Origin of the sequence: Ramlibacter montanisoli (genome assembly GCF_013087525.1) — a bacterium.
In the GTDB taxonomy this organism is placed as follows: Bacteria; Pseudomonadota; Gammaproteobacteria; order Burkholderiales; family Burkholderiaceae_C; genus Ramlibacter; species Ramlibacter montanisoli.
Map to the genome: position 1 here is coordinate 372,109 of NZ_JABFCS010000001.1, position 15,159 is coordinate 387,267.

Consider the following 15,159-nt stretch of genomic DNA (forward strand, 5'->3'; position numbering starts at 1 on the left):
GCACTGCAGGCCGGGCCTTTTTCTTGCCCTTCCTTGACCCGTCCGCACCTGCCGGCACGCCGTTTGCCTCTACAGTTGACGCCATGACGACCACACTGGCTGTCGATTGCATGGGCGGCGACCATGGCCCGCGCGTCACGCTGGCCGCCTGCCGCAACTTCCTGGAAGCCCACCCCGAGTCCCAGCTGCTGCTGGTGGGCGCGCCGGACGCGCTCGCGCCCCTGAAGCATCCCCGTGCCCGCATCGTCGCCGCCTCCGAGGTGGTGACGATGGACGACCACGTCGAAGTGGCCCTGCGCAAGAAGAAGGATTCGTCCATGCGCGTGGCGATCCAGCAGGTCAAGGACGGCCAGGCGCAGGTCGCGATCTCCGCCGGCAACACCGGCGCGCTGATGGCGCTGGCGCGCTACCTGCTCAAGACGGTGGAGGGCATCGACCGCCCCGCCATCGCCACGCACCTGCCCAATGCCAGGGGCGGCGACACCACCGTGCTGGACCTGGGCGCCAACGTCGACTGCAACGAGCAGCACCTGCTGCAGTTCGCCGTGATGGGCTCCGCGCTGGTGTCGGCGCTGCACGAGGGACACGAGAGTCCCTCGGTGGGCCTGTTGAACATCGGCGAGGAAGTGATCAAGGGCAACGAGGTGATCAAGCGCGCGGGCGAACTGCTGCGCGCCGCCGCCGCGGCCGGCGACCTGAACTTCTACGGCAACGTCGAAGGCAACGACATCTTCAAGGGCACCACCGAGATCGTGGTGTGCGACGGCTTCGTCGGCAACGTGGCGCTCAAGACCAGCGAGGGCGTGGCATCCCTCATCAGCGGCTTCCTCAAGGAGGAGTTCGCGCGCAATGCGCTGACCAAACTTGCCGCCATCGCTGCCTATCCGGTGCTATCTGCGCTCAAGAAGCGCGTGGACTACCGCCGCTACAACGGCGCTGCCCTGCTGGGGCTGCGCGGACTGGTGTTCAAGAGCCATGGCTCGGCCGACGAGTTCGCCTTCGAGCAAGCCCTCAACCGCGCGTATGATGCGGCCCGACACAATTTGCTGGACCGTGTCCAGAGCCGCATCGCCCATGCGCGGCCGCTCCTGGCGGGCGCGGGCGGCGATGCGCAGCTCGAAGCGGCCACGAACTAGACAATGAGCAGATATTCCCGGATCACGGGGACGGGCAGCTTCCTGCCGCCCCGTCGCGTGACCAATGCGGACCTGGCGGCGCAGCTCGCCGCCGAAGGCGTGGAAACCTCGGACGAGTGGATCGTGGAGCGCACGGGCATCCGCGCGCGCCATTTCGCCGAACGCGACGTCTCCACCAGCGACCTCGGCCTCGAAGCCGCGCGCAACGCGCTCGAAGCGGCCGGCCGCAAGGCCTCCGAGATCGACCTGATCATCGTCGCCACCTCGACGCCGGACATGGTGTTCCCGTCCTCGGCGACCATCCTGCAGAACAAGCTGGGCATCGCCGGCTGCCCCGCCTTCGACCTGCAGGCGGTGTGCAGCGGCTTCGTCTACGCGCTGACCGTGGCCGACTCGATGATCAAGAGCGGCGCGGCGAGCAAGGCGCTGGTGATCGGCGCCGAAGTGTTCTCGCGCATCCTCGACTTCAAGGACCGCACCACCTGCGTGCTGTTCGGCGACGGCGCCGGCGCGGTGGTGCTGGAAGCGTCCGACACGCCCGGCATCCTCTCCAGCGACCTGCATGCCGACGGCAAGCACGTGGAGATCCTGTGCGTGCCCGGCACGGTGTACGGCGGCAAGGTGCACGGCAACCCGCTGCTGCGCATGGACGGCCAGGCCGTCTTCAAGCTGGCGGTGGGCGTGCTGGAAGAGGCCGCCCGCACCGCGCTGAAGAAGGCTGGCAAGACCGAGGCCGACATCGACTGGCTGATCCCGCACCAGGCCAACATCCGCATCATGCAGGGCACGGCCAGGAAGCTGAAGCTGCCGATGGACAAGCTGGTGGTGACGGTGGACCAGCACGGCAACACGTCGGCGGCCTCGATCCCGCTGGCGCTGGATGCGGCCGTGCGCGGCGGCAAGGTGAAGAAGGGTGACACGCTCATGCTCGAAGGCGTGGGCGGCGGCTTCACCTGGGGTGCCGTCCTCCTCGATTTCTGAAGCCCCGCGGCTTCCCACCACCACAAGAGACAAAAGCATGAAACCGTTCGCTTTCGTGTTTCCGGGCCAGGGCTCGCAGTCCGTCGGCATGCTCGATGCCTGGGGCGACCATCCTGCGGTGCGCGAGACGCTGAAGGAAGCCTCCGATGCGCTGGGCGAGGACGTCGCCCGCCTGATCCGGGAAGGCCCCAAGGAAGCGCTCGCGCTGACCACCAACACCCAGCCCGTGATGCTTGTGGCGGGCATCGCCGCCTACCGCGCCTGGCGCGCCGAGGGCGGCGCGGAGCCGGCGGTCGTGGCCGGCCACTCGCTGGGCGAGTACACGGCGCTGGTCGCCGCCGGCGCGCTGAGCCTGGCCGATGCCGCGCCCCTGGTGCGCTTCCGCGCGCAGGCGATGCAGGAAGCCGTGCCCGTGGGCACCGGCGCCATGGCCGCCATCCTCGGCCTGGAAGCGCAGAAGGTGGTCGAGGGCTGCGCCGAGGCGCTGCGCGCTCGGCACCAACAGCGGCGAGACCGTGGAAGCCGCCAACTACAACGATCCCGCGCAGACCGTGATCGCCGGCAGCAAGGCCGCCGTCGACAAGGCCTGCGAAGTGCTCAAGGGCATGGGCGCCAAGCGCGCGCTGCCGCTGCCGGTGTCGGCTCCCTTCCATTCCAGCCTGATGAAGCCGGCGGCCGAGAAGCTCAGGCAGCGGCTGGCCGCCACCAGCATCCAGTCGCCGCGCATCCCGGTGGTGAACAACATCGAGGTGAAGGTCGAGACCGATCCGGACCGCATCCGCGCCGCCCTCTACGAACAGGCCTTCGGCCCGGTGCGCTGGGTCGAGTGCGTGCGCGCCATCCAGGGCCGCGGCATCACCACCCTCGTCGAATGCGGCCCGGGCAAGGTGCTGGCCGGCCTGGTCAAGCGCATCGACCCGGCGCTGACCGGCGTCGCCCTGTACGACCCGGCCACGCTGGCCGAAGCGAAGGGAGCCCTGGCATGACAGCCCACGTCGACATGCACGGCCAGGTCGCACTGGTCACCGGTGCCTCGCGCGGCATCGGCGCGGCCATCGCCCACGAACTCGCCATGCGCGGCATGAAGGTCGTCGGCACCGCCACCACCGACGAAGGCGCGGAGAAGATCACCCAGGCGATGGCGCAATTCGCCGGCTGCCGCGGCGCCAAGCTGGACGTGAACGACGCGAAGTCGGCCGAAGCGCTGGTCGACGCCATCGCCAGAACATGGCGGCCTGCACGTCCTGGTCAACAACGCCGGCATCACCCGCGACAACCTCTCCATGCGGATGAAGGACGAGGAGTGGGACGCCGTGCTGGACACCAACCTCAAGGCCGTCTTCCGGATGAGCCGCGCCGTGATGCGCACGATGATGAAGCAGCGCTACGGCCGCATCGTCAGCATCACCAGCGTGGTGGGATCCTCGGGCAACCCCGGCCAGGCCAACTACGCGGCCGCCAAGGCGGGCGTGGCGGGCATGACCCGCGCGCTGGCGCGTGAGCTGGGGAGCCGCGGCATCACCGTCAACTGCATCGCGCCCGGATTCATCGAGACCGACATGACGGCGGCCCTGCCCGAGGAACAGCAGAAAGCACTGCTGGGGCAGATCCCGCTGGGCCATCTCGGCAAGCCCGCCGACATCGCGCATGCGGTCGCGTGGCTGGCGTCGCCCCAGGCGGGCTACGTCAGCGGCCAGGAGATCCACGTCAACGGCGGGATGTTCATGGCCTGAGCGGCCCTTCGGTCGCGGCAGCCAGCACCTTACCCAGCCGGACCCTCCGCCCGGCTTAAAATCGCGGATTCAAGTCAACAACCCTTAGAGGGAACCATGAGCGATATCGAAGCACGTGTCAAGAAAATCATCGCCGAGCAACTCGGCGTGGAAGAGTCCCAGGTCACCAACGAGAAGGCCTTCGTGGCCGACCTCGGCGCGGACTCGCTCGACACGGTGGAACTGGTCATGGCCCTCGAAGACGAATTCGGCATCGAGATCCCGGACGAAGACGCCGAGAAGATCACGACGGTGCAGAACGCCATCGACTACGCCAACGCCAACCAGAAGGCCTAAACCAGCATGCGTCGCCGCGTCGTCGTGACGGGACTGGGCTGCGTCAGCCCCGTGGGGAATTCAGTCGCCGACTCCTGGGCCAACCTGCTGGCCGGGAAGAGCGGCATCGACCTGGTCACGTCCTTCGATACGGGCGCCCTCTCGGTGAAGTTCGCCGGCGAGGTCAAGGGCTTCAACGTGGCCGACTACATGCCCGAGAAGGAAGCCCGGCACATGGACCGCTTCATCCACCTCGGGCTCGCCGCGGCGGCCCAGGCGGTGCAGGATGCGGGCCTGCCCACGGGCGATCAGCTCGACCCCGAACTGGCCACCCGCATCGGCGTGAACATCGGCTCCGGCATCGGCGGCCTGCCGATGATCGAGGAGACGCACTCCGAGCTGGTCAACCGCGGCCCGCGCCGCATCTCGCCCTTCTTCGTGCCCGCGTCGATCATCAACATGATCTCCGGCCACGTGTCGATCCGCTACGGCTTCCAGGGCCCGAACATCGCGATCGTGACGGCCTGCACGACCGGCCTGCACGCCATCGGCGTGGCCGGGCGCATGATCGAGTACGGCGATGCCGACGTCATGGTCGCCGGCGGCGCCGAGTCCTGCGTCTCCATGCTGGGCATCGGCGGCTTCGCCGCGGCCCGCGCCCTGTCCACCCGCAACGACGACCCCAAGACCGCGTCCCGCCCCTGGGACAAGGACCGCGACGGCTTCGTGCTGGGCGAAGGCGGCGGCGTGATGGTGCTGGAGGAGTACGAGCACGCGAAGAAGCGCGGCGCCAAGATCTATGCGGAGCTCGCGGGCTTCGGCATGAGCGCCGATGCGTACCACATGACCGCGCCCAACGTGGACGGCCCGCGCCGCTCCATGCAGGCGGCCCTGAAGAACGCGGGCGTCAACCCGGACCAGGTCCAGTACCTCAACGCGCACGGCACCTCCACGCCGCTGGGCGACGTGAACGAGACCAACGCGATCAAGAACACGCTGGGCGAACACGCGAAGAAGACGGTGGTGAACTCCACCAAGTCGATGACCGGCCACCTGCTGGGCGGCGCCGGCGGCATCGAGTCCGTCTTCACCGTGCTGGCCATCCACCACCAGAAGAGCCCGCCGACCATCAACATCTTCAACCAGGATCCCGAGTGCGACCTGGACTACTGCGCCAACGAGGCGCGGGACCTGAAGATCGACGTGGCGCTGAAGAACAACTTCGGCTTCGGCGGAACCAACGGCTCGCTGGTCTTCAAGCGCATCTGAGCCCCCATGCACTCCGCCCCATCGGTGAACTATCCGGTGGGGCGCAGCGCGTTCGCTGTGCGGGCGGCGCTGGCCCTGGCCGCGGCCTGCCTGGCCGTGATCGCTCTCTGGAGCGTGCAGGCTCCCTTCGGCTGGCGCCAGCTCGCCGCGCTGGCGGCGGTGCTGGCCTGCGCCGTCCTGGCCTGGGACGCCTGGCGCCGTTCGCCCGCGGGCGTCCTGCGCTGGGACGGCCGGGAATGGACCTGGGAAACCTGGGAAGAGGGCGGCCGGGTCGCGGGCGGCCAGCCGGCGATCGCCCTGGACCTGCAGTCCCGCCTGCTCCTGCGCTGGCGCCCGGAGCAGGGCGGTGCGCGCTGGCTGTGGGTCGAACGCGAGGCGGCGCCGTCCCACTGGGACGCGCTGCGCCGTGCTGTATATTCGCGCGCCAGCACGCAGGTGCCTGCCGCCGGCAAGCCTCCCGCGGCCGAACAATGACCAAGACGCCTCCCGCCGCCCCGCCCCCTCGCCCGGCGACACCGACCTGATGCTGGTGGAACGCACCGTCGCCGGCGACCAGAAGGCGTACGAGCTGCTGGTGATCAAGTACCAGCGCCGCATCGAGCGGCTGATCGGCCGCATGGTGCGCGACACCGACCTGATCGAGGACATCGCCCAGGAAACCTTCATCCGGGCCTACCGGGCACTCTCCCAGTTCCGCGGCGAGGCCCAGTTCTATACCTGGCTGTACCGGATCGCCGTCAACACCGCGAAAAAGCCCTGGTCGACCTCAAGCGCGACCCGGTCGTCTCGGAATCCTCACTTCGTGGCGGCGGCGACGATGAAGAAGAAACTTCCGGCGTCGAGAACGAACTAACTTCCGCCGAGACCCCGGAAACGGTGCTGGCGGCCAAGGAAATCGCCCACGCCGTGAACTCTGCCATGGAGGCGCTGCCCGACGAATTGCGCCAGGCGGTCACCCTGCGCGAGATCGAGGGCCTGAGTTACGAGGAGATCGCGGAAGTGATGAACTGCCCGATCGGCACCGTCCGCTCCCGGATCTTCCGGGCGCGGGAGGCGATTTCGGCCAAGGTGAAACCCCTGCTGGAAAACCAGTCGGGCAAGCGCTGGTAAGGCGCGGATGGACAAGATGGACAAGATGGACAACCAGGAACTGATCTCGGCGCTGGCCGACGGGCAGCTGCGCGGGGACGAGTTCGCCCGCGCGATCGACGTGGCCGCCGCGGATGCGCGCGCGCGGCAATCCTGGTGTGCCTACCACGTGGTGGGCGAGGTGCTGCGCACCGGGCGGGCCTCGACCGGCACCCCGCCGGAGGTCTTCCTCTCGCGCCTGCAGCAGAAGCTGCGGCAGGAACAGGCTGCGGCGCTCCCGGTCGTGCAGCCGGTGGTCTTGCGCAAGCCGCAGGCACCCGCCGCGAACGACTGGGCCTGGAAGCTCGCCGCCGGCGTCGCCTCCGTCGCGGCCGTGGCCGCCGTGGGCTGGAACCTGTGGGGCGGCGCGGCCCCAGCGGCCAGCCGCAGCTGGCCGCCGTGCCGGCCGCCGCGTCGGTGGTCGAAGCGAGCGCCACGCCGATGCTGCGCGACCCGAACCTGGACAAGCTGATGGCCGCGCACCGCCAGTTCGGCGGCGCCACCGCCCTGGGCACCAGCTCGGGCTTCCTGCGCAACGCCACCTTCGAGGGGCCGGCCCGCTGATGGCCCCGGGCATGGCGCGCCGGTTCCCGGGCAATGCAGGCCTGCGCGTCGCGCAGGGAGTGCTGGCGTTCTGGGCCGCCACGGCCATGCTGCTGGCGGCCTCGCAGGCCAGCGCCGCCGGGCCGGGCAAGCTGGCCGATCCCCGGCCGGGCGACGGCCGCGCCGAACGCACCGTCGGCGAGTGGCTGGCGCGCATGCACGACGCCTCGCGCCAGCGCAACTACATCGGCACCTTCGTGGTGTCCTCCAGCAACGGCTCGATGTCGAGCGCGCGCATCTGGCACGCCTGCGACGGCGTGCGGCAGGTGGAGCGCATCGAGGCGCTCTCGGGCGAACGCCGCTCGACCTTCCGTCGCGACGAGGAGGTGCTCACCTTCTTCCCCGAGACGAAGACGGTGCGCAGCGAGCGGCGCGAGGCGCTGGGCCTGTTTCCCGAGCTGCTGAAACCCGACGAGACGGCGATCCCCGAGTTCTACAAGGCCAAGCGGGTCGGCAGCGACCGCGTGGCCGGCTTCGACGCCGACATCGTGCAGGTCCTGCCCAAGGACGCGCTGCGCTTCGGCTACCGGATCTGGAGCGAGAAGAAGAGCGGCCTGGTGGTCAAGCTGCAGACGGTCGACGAGGCCGGCCGGGTCCTGGAGCAGGCGGCCTTCTCCGAGCTCCAGCTGGACGCCCCCGTGCGCATGGACAAGCTGGCGCAGATGATGGCCGTGCCGGACGGCTGGCGGGTCGAGAAGAGCGACGCGGTCAAGACCACGGCCGCCGCCGAAGGCTGGGGGCTGAAGACGCCCGTGGCCGGCTTCAAGCCCACGAGCTGCTACAAGCGGACGGCCGAGGGCATCGTGCAGTGGATCTTCTCCGACGGGCTGGCTTCGGTCTCGCTCTTCGTCGAGGAGTACGACCGCCAGCGGCACCTGCAGGAGGGCTCGTTCGCCAGCGGCGCCACCCACACGGTGACGCGCCGCGTGCAGGACTGGTGGGTCACGGCGGTGGGCGAGGTGCCCCCGCAGACCTTGCGCGCCTTTTCGCTCAGCCTTGAGCGCCGCAAGTAGGCCCCCATCTTCTCTGCGCCGCCGGTCGTGTCCGGCGCGTAAATCAACGTGTGCGTCATTGGCTGACGCGCAACTTTGGCGCGCGGCCGTATTCTCAGCTATACCCTTGTCTGTCTGACCCTTCTGGAGAGGTCTGTATGTTCCGCCTGGATTCCCTGAACCTGCGCAGCTGCGGACTGGCGGTGGCGCTCGCCATCACCGGCGTCGCGGCCTTCACGCCTTCGTCGCCCGCCTTCGCGCAGTCGGCGCCGCAGCCGCGGTCGCTGCCCGACTTCACCGACCTGGTCGACCAGGTCGGCCCCGCCGTCGTCAACATCCGCACCGTCGAACGCGGGCGCGGTACGCCGCGCAACCCCCATGGCGGCGGTGGTGGCGGCAGCGGCGAAGGGCAGATGGACGAGGAGATGCAGGAGTTCTTCCGGCGCTTCTTCGGCGTGCCCATGCCCAACGTGCCGCGCGGCCAGCAGCGGCCGAGCCCGCGCGGCGAGCGCGATGAGGAAGCGCAGCCGCGCGGCGTCGGCTCCGGCTTCATCCTGACGCAGGACGGCTTCGTGATGACCAACGCCCACGTGGTCGAGGGCGCCGACGAGGTGCTGGTCACGCTGCCGGACAAGCGCGAGTTCAAGGCCAAGATCATCGGCGCGGACAAGCGCACCGACGTCGCGGTGGTGAAGATCGACGCCACCGGCCTGCCGGCCGTGCGCGTGGGCGACGTGAGCAAGCTCAAGGTCGGCGAATGGGTGATGGCCATCGGCTCGCCCTTCGGCCTGGAGAACACCGTCACCGCCGGCATCGTCAGCGCCAAGGGGCGCGACACCGGCGACTACCTGCCCTTCATCCAGACCGACGTGGCGATCAACCCGGGCAACTCCGGCGGCCCGCTGATCAACATGCGCGGCGAGGTGGTGGGCATCAACAGCCAGATCTACTCGCGCTCCGGCGGCTTCATGGGCATCTCCTTCGCGATCCCGATCGACGAGGCGAGCCGGGTGGCCGAGCAGCTGCGCGTGAGCGGCAAGGTGCAGCGCGGGCGCATCGGCGTGCAGATCGACCAGGTCACGCGCGACGTCGCCGAGTCGATCGGCCTGGGCCGTCCGCAGGGCGCCCTGGTGCGCAGCGTGGAAACCGGCTCGCCGGCCGAAAAGGCAGGCCTGGAGGCGGGCGACATCATCACCAAGTTCAACGGCCAGCAGATCGACCGCGCGTCCGACCTGCCGCGCCTGGTGGGCAACACCAAGCCCGGCGCCCGGGTGAACCTCACCGTGTTCCGCCGCGGCGGCTCGCGCGACCTGGCGGTCACCGTCGCCGAGTTCGAGCAGGAGCAGGCGCGCGCGCGGCCCACGCAGGCGCCCGAGCCCAAGCCGCAGGCGGCGTCGCCCGCGCAGCAGTCCATCGGCATCGTGGTGAGCGAGCTCACCGCGGCGCAGAAGCGCGAGGCCAAGGTCAAGGGCGGCGTGCGCGTGGAGTCGGTCACCGACGGCGGTGCGCAGCGCGCCGGCGTGCGCGAGGGCGACATCATCGTGGCCATCGGCAACACCGAGATCAACAGCGTCAAGGAGTTCGAGGCCGCCATCGCCAAGGTGGACAAGAGCAAGGCGATCCCGGTGCTGCTGCGCCGCGGCGAGCTGGCCAGCTACCTGCTGATCCGCCCGGCACGCGGCTGACCGACCGCCCCTGCTGGAAAGCCCCATACCCTTGCGGGGGCGTGGGGCTTTTCTTCAGCGATGGTCAAAAAAGACAGGCGGTCGAAGTTTTTGAGCTGGACGGTCGGGAGCCCCCTGGAGTTGGCGTCTGCTAACTTCCGACCGCTTTAAGAACCGGATTCGGTAGAATCCCACCACCTCAGCGGGCATTCGGGGCATATCGGAGGGGCGAAGCACCACCATGCGGGATGACTACAGGTGCCCCACGCCCGATCCACAACTGGCCCACATGTTGTCCCAAGCAACCCTTCCCAGAATTGTTGAAAAGCTGTGAACAAGATGCGCGTCGCGGACCCGCAACGGCCGGGTTGGGCTGAGCTCGAGTCTGTACGCCCGGCGCGTTTTGCCTACAATGAAGCTCCAACTATCGCAGTTGCCATAGATTGTTGGTTCAGGGCGCGTCACCTTCTTGACGCGCCCTTTTTTCTTTGTGCGCGGCTTTTGAATCAATCACTTATCTGTTCCCGTTGATGAATCACATCAGAAACTTTTCGATCATCGCGCACATCGACCATGGCAAATCCACGCTCGCCGACCGCCTGATCCAGCGTTGCGGCGGACTCTCCGATCGCGAGATGGAAGAGCAAGTCCTGGACTCGATGGATCTCGAAAAGGAGCGTGGGATAACCATCAAGGCGCAGACCGCCGCACTCAAATACAAGGCGCGCGACGGACAGGTCTACAACCTGAATCTGATCGACACGCCGGGCCACGTCGACTTCTCCTACGAAGTGAGCCGCTCGCTGTCCGCGTGCGAAGGTGCACTGCTGGTGGTGGACGCCAGCCAGGGCGTCGAAGCGCAGACGGTCGCCAACTGCTACACGGCGCTGGACCTCGGCGTCGAGGTGGTGCCGGTCCTGAACAAGATGGACCTGCCGCAGGCCGATCCCGAGAACGCGAAGGCGGAGATCGAGGACGTGATCGGCATCGACGCCGCCCACGCGATCCCGTGCTCCGCCAAGACGGGCATGGGCATCGACGAGATCCTGGAGGCGATCGTCGCGCGCATCCCCGCGCCCCGGGGCAATCCCGACGCGCCGACGCGCGCGATGATCATCGACAGCTGGTTCGACAGCTACGTCGGCGTGGTCATGCTGGTGCGCGTGGTCGACGGCCGCCTGGCCAAGGGCGACCGCATCAAGCTGATGGCCAGCGAGGCGACCTACGACGCCGACCAGCTGGGCGTGTTCACGCCGGCCAACGTCTCGCGCGATTCGCTGGAAGCCGGCGAAGTGGGCTACGTGATCGCGGGCATCAAGGAACTGCAGGCCGCCCGCGTGGGCGACACCATCACGCGCATCCGCGCCGGCGGCAGCAACGTGGCGCCGGCGGCCGAGGCCCTGCCGGGCTTCAAGGAGATCCAGCCGCAGGTGTTCGCCGGGCTGTACCCGGTGGAGGCCAACCAGTACGACTCGCTGCGCGACAGCCTGGAGAAGCTCAAGCTCAACGACTCCTCGCTGCACTACGAGCCCGAGGTGAGCCAGGCCCTGGGCTTCGGCTTCCGCTGCGGCTTCCTCGGCCTGCTGCACATGGACATCGTGCAGGAGCGGCTGGAGCGCGAGTTCGACCAGGATCTGATCACGACCGCGCCCAGCGTGGTCTACCAGGTGCTCAAGGGCGACGGCGAGGTCATCATGGTGGAGAACCCCGCCAAGATGCCGGACCAGGGCAAGATCGAGGAGATCCGCGAGCCGATCGTCACCGTGCACCTGTACATGCCGCAGGAATACGTGGGCGCGGTCATGACGCTGGCCAACCAGAAGCGCGGCGTGCAGATGAACATGGCCTACCACGGCCGCCAGGTCATGCTCACCTACGAGCTGCCGCTGGGCGAGATCGTGCTGGACTTCTTCGACAAGCTGAAGTCCGTCAGCCGCGGCTACGCCTCCATGGACTACGAGTTCAAGGAGTACCGGCCCTCCGACGTGGTGAAGGTGGACATCCTGCTCAACGGCGAAAGGTCGATGCCCTCTCGATCATCGTGCACCGCACCCAGGCGCAGTACCGCGGGCGGGCCGTGGTGGCCAAGATGCGCGAGATCATCAGCCGCCAGATGTTCGACGTCGCCATCCAGGCGGCGATCGGCGCCAACGTGATCGCCCGGGAGACGGTGAAGGCGCTGCGCAAGAACGTGCTGGCAAAATGCTACGGCGGAGACATCACCCGCAAGAAGAAGCTGCTCGAAAAACAAAAGGCTGGCAAGAAGCGCATGAAGCAGATCGGCGCCGTCGAGGTGCCGCAGGAAGCGTTCCTGGCCATCCTCCAAGTAGAAGAATAGAAACGATGATGCCTTTCCTGACGGCCGCGGTCCTCGCGGCCTTCGTCGGTTATGCCGGCGCGTGGTACTTCGAGCTCGTCGAAGGCAACTTCGCCCTGCTGCTGTTCCTGGCCACCATCGTCACGGGCCTGTACTGGCTGGCCGAACGGCTGTGGTTCCTGCCGCGCCGGCGCGCGGCCGCCGCCGTCCTGGAGCAGAACGCCGCGGAGCGCAACGCCGGCCTCACCGCGCGCGGGATCGTGGCCGACGACCCCAAGCTCGCCGACGCGAAGCAGCGGGTGCTGCAGCAGCCCTGGTGGCTGGACTGGACCGCCGGCCTGTTCCCGGTGATCCTGGCCGTGTTCGTGCTGCGCTCCTTCCTGTTCGAGCCCTTCAAGATCCCTTCCGGCTCGATGATCCCGACGCTGCTGGTGGGCGACCTCATCCTCGTCAACAAGTTCACGTACGGCCTGCGGCTGCCGGTGCTCAACACCCGGCTGACCGAGGGCACGCCGCCGCAGCGCGGCGACGTCATGGTGTTCCGCTACCCGCCCAAGCCCACGCTGGACTACATCAAGCGGGTGGTCGGCGTGCCGGGCGACGAGGTCGCCTACTTGAACAAGAAGCTCACCATCAACGGGCAGCCGGTGCCGGTGTCGCGTCTTGCCGACTACTTCGACCGCGACGCGATGCGCTACTTCCGGCACTTCGAGGAGCGCTTCGGGGAGAGGCGGCACCGCCTCCTGAACGACGACGAGCGCCCCGCCTTCATCCCCGGCGCGGAGGACTTTCCCTTCAAGCAGAATTGCCGCTACAGTGTCGAGGGGGTCGTCTGCAAGGTGCCGGAGGGGCACTATTTCATGATGGGCGACAACCGGGATAATTCGCTGGACTCGCGCTACTGGGGATTCGTGCCGGACAAGAACATCGTCGGCAGGGCATTCCTGATCTGGATGAACTTCGGGGACTTCGGGCGGGTCGGCAAATTCGAATGACGATCGGACGGAGGACTTCCATGGCGTTGAAATCGCGGCAGGCGGGGATGTCGATCATCACGCTGATCCTGCTCCTGGCCCTGCTGGGGGCGATCGGTGCGGTGGCGCTCCAGGCGTTCCCCTCGGTGCTGGAGTACCAGGCGGCGCTCAAGGCGATCAACCGCGCGAAGAACGAGGCGACCGTGGGCGCCGCCCGCGCCGCGTTCGACCGCGCCGCGGACATCGACAACATCACGTCCCTGAAGGGCCGCGACCTCGAGGTGACCAAGAACGGCGACCAGATCAACATCTCCTTCGCGTACCAGAAGGAGTTCCACATGTTCGGCCCGGCCTGGCTCACGCTCAAGTACGTCGGCCAGTCGCAGACCGGAAGGTAGTTCCCCGCCCGTGGCTGATGCGCTCGCGGCGCTGCAGGAGCGCCTGCAGCACCGCTTCCAGGACCCCCGGCTGCTCGCGCGTGCCCTCACGCATCGCAGCTTTTCCTCCGAACACAACGAGCGCCTGGAATTCCTGGGCGACTCGGTCCTGAACCTCGCCGTCGCGGGCCTGCTCTACCAGCGCCTGAAGGACCTGCCGGAGGGCGAGCTCTCCCGCGTGCGCGCCAACCTGGTCAAGCAGGACACCTTGCACAAGCTGGCGCTGGACCTCGGCCTGTCGGGCCTGGTGCGGCTGGGCGAGGGCGAGGCGCGCTCCGGCGGCCACAAGCGCCCCTCCATCCTGGCCGATACCCTGGAAGCCGTGATCGGCGCCGTGCACCTGGACGCCGGCTACCCCGCCGCGGAAGCGCTGGTGCACCGGCTGTTCGGCAGCCTGGACATCAAGCCGGAGATGCCGGCGGCCGCCAAGGATGCCAAGACCGAGCTGCAGGAGTTGCTGCAGGGCCGCAAGATGCAGCTGCCGGTGTACCGGGTGGTCGCCACCCTGGGCGCGGCGCACAAGCAGACCTTCGACGTGGAATGCGAGGTGGCCGAGCTCGGCCTTGTGGAGCGCGGCATCGGCGCTTCGCGGCGGGCCGGCGAACAGGCGGCCGCAGCGGCTATGCTGATCGTGCTCAAATCCAGGCTGAAATGAATACCGAAGGCGAAGCGGGCGCCCCCGCGACGGGCGAGGAGCCACAGTCCGCCGGCCAGCGCTGCGGCCTGGTGGCCATCGTCGGCAAGCCCAACGTGGGCAAGTCCACGCTGCTCAATGCCCTGGTGGGGCAGAAGATCAGCATCACCTCGCGCAAGGCGCAGACCACCCGCCACCGCATCACCGGCGTGCGCACCGAGGGCGACACGCAGTTCGTGTTCGTCGATACGCCGGGCTTCCAGACGAAACACAGCTCTGCGCTGAACCGCTCGCTGAACAAGACCGTGACCGGCGTGATCGGCGACGTGGACGTGGTGCTGTTCGTGGTGGAAGCCGGCAGCTTCACGCTGGCCGACGCCAAGGTGCTGGCGCTGCTCAAGCCGGGCATCCCGGCCATCCTGGTGGCCAACAAGCTGGACATGGTGCACCGGCGCGAGGAACTGGCGCCCTGGCTGCGCGACATGCAGCAGCGCCACGCCTTCACCGAGTTCATGCCGCTGTCGGCCAAGCAGCCCAAGGACATCGCGCGCCTGCTGGAAGTCTGCGCGAAGTACCTGCCCGCGCAGCCCTGGTGGTACAGCGAGGACGAACTCACCGACCGCAGCGAACGCTTCATGGCCGGCGAGATGATCCGCGAGAAGCTGTTCCGCCTGACCGGCGACGAACTGCCTTACACGTCCACGGTGGTCGTGGACAAGTTCGAGGAAGAGCCCAGCCCCAAGTTCAAGCGCATGGTGCGCATCGCCGCCACCATCGTGGTCGAGCGCGACAACCACAAGGCGATGATCATCGGCGAGGGCGGCGAGAAGTTGAAGCGCATCGGCACCGAGGCGCGCCAGGAACTCGAGCAGCTGTTCGACGCCAAGGTGTACCTGCAGATGTTCGTGAAGGTCCGCTCCGGCTGGGCCGACGACGAGTCGCGCGTGCGCAGCTTCGGCTACGAGTGAAGGCAGGG

12 protein-coding genes and 4 pseudogenes are annotated in these 15,159 nt (G+C 68.2%); all 16 read left to right on the plus strand.

What is annotated here, in order from left to right:
- Positions 1-83: 83 nt before the first annotated feature.
- On the plus strand, positions 84-1,136 hold the full coding sequence (gene plsX / locus HK415_RS01935; protein ID WP_171556566.1) for a phosphate acyltransferase PlsX: 1,053 nt from the start codon (positions 84-86) through the stop codon (positions 1,134-1,136).
- Between the two features lie 3 nt (positions 1,137-1,139).
- Positions 1,140-2,117 carry a beta-ketoacyl-ACP synthase III gene (locus tag HK415_RS01940; protein ID WP_171556567.1) on the plus strand — a complete coding sequence of 326 codons (978 nt, stop codon included), beginning with the start codon at positions 1,140-1,142 and terminating at the stop codon, positions 2,115-2,117.
- 37 nt (positions 2,118-2,154) lie between these two features.
- A pseudogene (gene fabD / locus HK415_RS01945) lies at positions 2,155-3,103 on the plus strand (ACP S-malonyltransferase).
- Positions 3,100-3,850: pseudogene (fabG, locus tag HK415_RS01950) on the plus strand (3-oxoacyl-ACP reductase FabG). The pseudogenes fabD and fabG overlap by 4 nt, the downstream one beginning before the upstream one ends.
- Before the next feature lie 96 nt (positions 3,851-3,946).
- A complete protein-coding gene (gene acpP / locus HK415_RS01955) occupies positions 3,947-4,186 on the plus strand; it encodes an acyl carrier protein (protein ID WP_055900628.1) in 240 nt (79 codons plus the stop codon).
- A 6-nt stretch (positions 4,187-4,192) separates the two neighbouring features.
- Positions 4,193-5,434, plus strand: coding sequence for a beta-ketoacyl-ACP synthase II (gene fabF, locus HK415_RS01960; protein WP_171556568.1), 1,242 nt, complete (start codon positions 4,193-4,195; stop codon positions 5,432-5,434).
- 6 nt (positions 5,435-5,440) lie between these two features.
- Complete coding sequence (locus HK415_RS01965) at positions 5,441-5,908, plus strand: hypothetical protein (protein WP_171556569.1); 468 nt, start codon at positions 5,441-5,443, stop codon at positions 5,906-5,908.
- A 49-nt stretch (positions 5,909-5,957) separates the two neighbouring features.
- Positions 5,958-6,544: pseudogene (gene rpoE / locus HK415_RS01970) on the plus strand (RNA polymerase sigma factor RpoE).
- Positions 6,545-6,551: 7 nt separating this feature from the next.
- On the plus strand, positions 6,552-7,034 hold the full coding sequence (locus HK415_RS01975; protein ID WP_309246542.1) for an RseA family anti-sigma factor: 483 nt from the start codon (positions 6,552-6,554) through the stop codon (positions 7,032-7,034).
- 91 nt (positions 7,035-7,125) lie between these two features.
- On the plus strand, positions 7,126-8,178 hold the full coding sequence (locus HK415_RS01980) for a MucB/RseB C-terminal domain-containing protein (RefSeq protein WP_253261727.1): 1,053 nt from the start codon (positions 7,126-7,128) through the stop codon (positions 8,176-8,178).
- 137 nt (positions 8,179-8,315) lie between these two features.
- Positions 8,316-9,842, plus strand: a complete 1,527-nt coding sequence (locus tag HK415_RS01985; protein WP_171556570.1) for a DegQ family serine endoprotease — start codon at positions 8,316-8,318, stop codon at positions 9,840-9,842.
- A 509-nt stretch (positions 9,843-10,351) separates the two neighbouring features.
- Positions 10,352-12,159 (plus strand): annotated as a pseudogene (gene lepA / locus HK415_RS01990) (translation elongation factor 4).
- Between the two features lie 8 nt (positions 12,160-12,167).
- Entirely contained in the window at positions 12,168-13,133 is a 966-nt protein-coding gene (gene lepB, locus HK415_RS01995; RefSeq protein WP_171563092.1) for a signal peptidase I, read from the plus strand.
- Between the two features lie 20 nt (positions 13,134-13,153).
- Complete coding sequence (locus HK415_RS02000; RefSeq protein WP_171556571.1) at positions 13,154-13,510, plus strand: DUF4845 domain-containing protein; 357 nt, start codon at positions 13,154-13,156, stop codon at positions 13,508-13,510.
- Between the two features lie 10 nt (positions 13,511-13,520).
- Positions 13,521-14,204 carry a ribonuclease III gene (gene rnc, locus HK415_RS02005; RefSeq protein ID WP_171556572.1) on the plus strand — a complete coding sequence of 228 codons (684 nt, stop codon included), beginning with the start codon at positions 13,521-13,523 and terminating at the stop codon, positions 14,202-14,204.
- Positions 14,201-15,151, plus strand: a complete 951-nt coding sequence (gene era / locus HK415_RS02010; RefSeq protein ID WP_171556573.1) for a GTPase Era — start codon at positions 14,201-14,203, stop codon at positions 15,149-15,151. Before rnc ends, era begins: the two co-directional genes overlap by 4 nt.
- Positions 15,152-15,159: the final 8 nt, after the last annotated feature.

Bases quoted from the DNA above. Each gene is read 5' to 3' on its own strand.
- lepB (WP_171563092.1), top strand. From the start codon at position 12,168: ATGCCTTTCCTGACGGCCGCGGTCCTCGCGGCCTTCGTCGGTTATGCC.
- HK415_RS01980 (WP_253261727.1), top strand. From the start codon at position 7,126: ATGGCCCCGGGCATGGCGCGCCGGTTCCCGGGCAATGCAGGCCTGCGC.
- HK415_RS01975 (WP_309246542.1), top strand. From the start codon at position 6,552: ATGGACAAGATGGACAAGATGGACAACCAGGAACTGATCTCGGCGCTG.
- acpP (WP_055900628.1), top strand. From the start codon at position 3,947: ATGAGCGATATCGAAGCACGTGTCAAGAAAATCATCGCCGAGCAACTC.
- era (WP_171556573.1), top strand. From the start codon at position 14,201: ATGAATACCGAAGGCGAAGCGGGCGCCCCCGCGACGGGCGAGGAGCCA.
- HK415_RS01965 (WP_171556569.1), top strand. From the start codon at position 5,441: ATGCACTCCGCCCCATCGGTGAACTATCCGGTGGGGCGCAGCGCGTTC.
- fabF (WP_171556568.1), top strand. From the start codon at position 4,193: ATGCGTCGCCGCGTCGTCGTGACGGGACTGGGCTGCGTCAGCCCCGTG.
- HK415_RS01940 (WP_171556567.1), top strand. From the start codon at position 1,140: ATGAGCAGATATTCCCGGATCACGGGGACGGGCAGCTTCCTGCCGCCC.
- HK415_RS01985 (WP_171556570.1), top strand. From the start codon at position 8,316: ATGTTCCGCCTGGATTCCCTGAACCTGCGCAGCTGCGGACTGGCGGTG.
- plsX (WP_171556566.1), top strand. From the start codon at position 84: ATGACGACCACACTGGCTGTCGATTGCATGGGCGGCGACCATGGCCCG.
- HK415_RS02000 (WP_171556571.1), top strand. From the start codon at position 13,154: ATGGCGTTGAAATCGCGGCAGGCGGGGATGTCGATCATCACGCTGATC.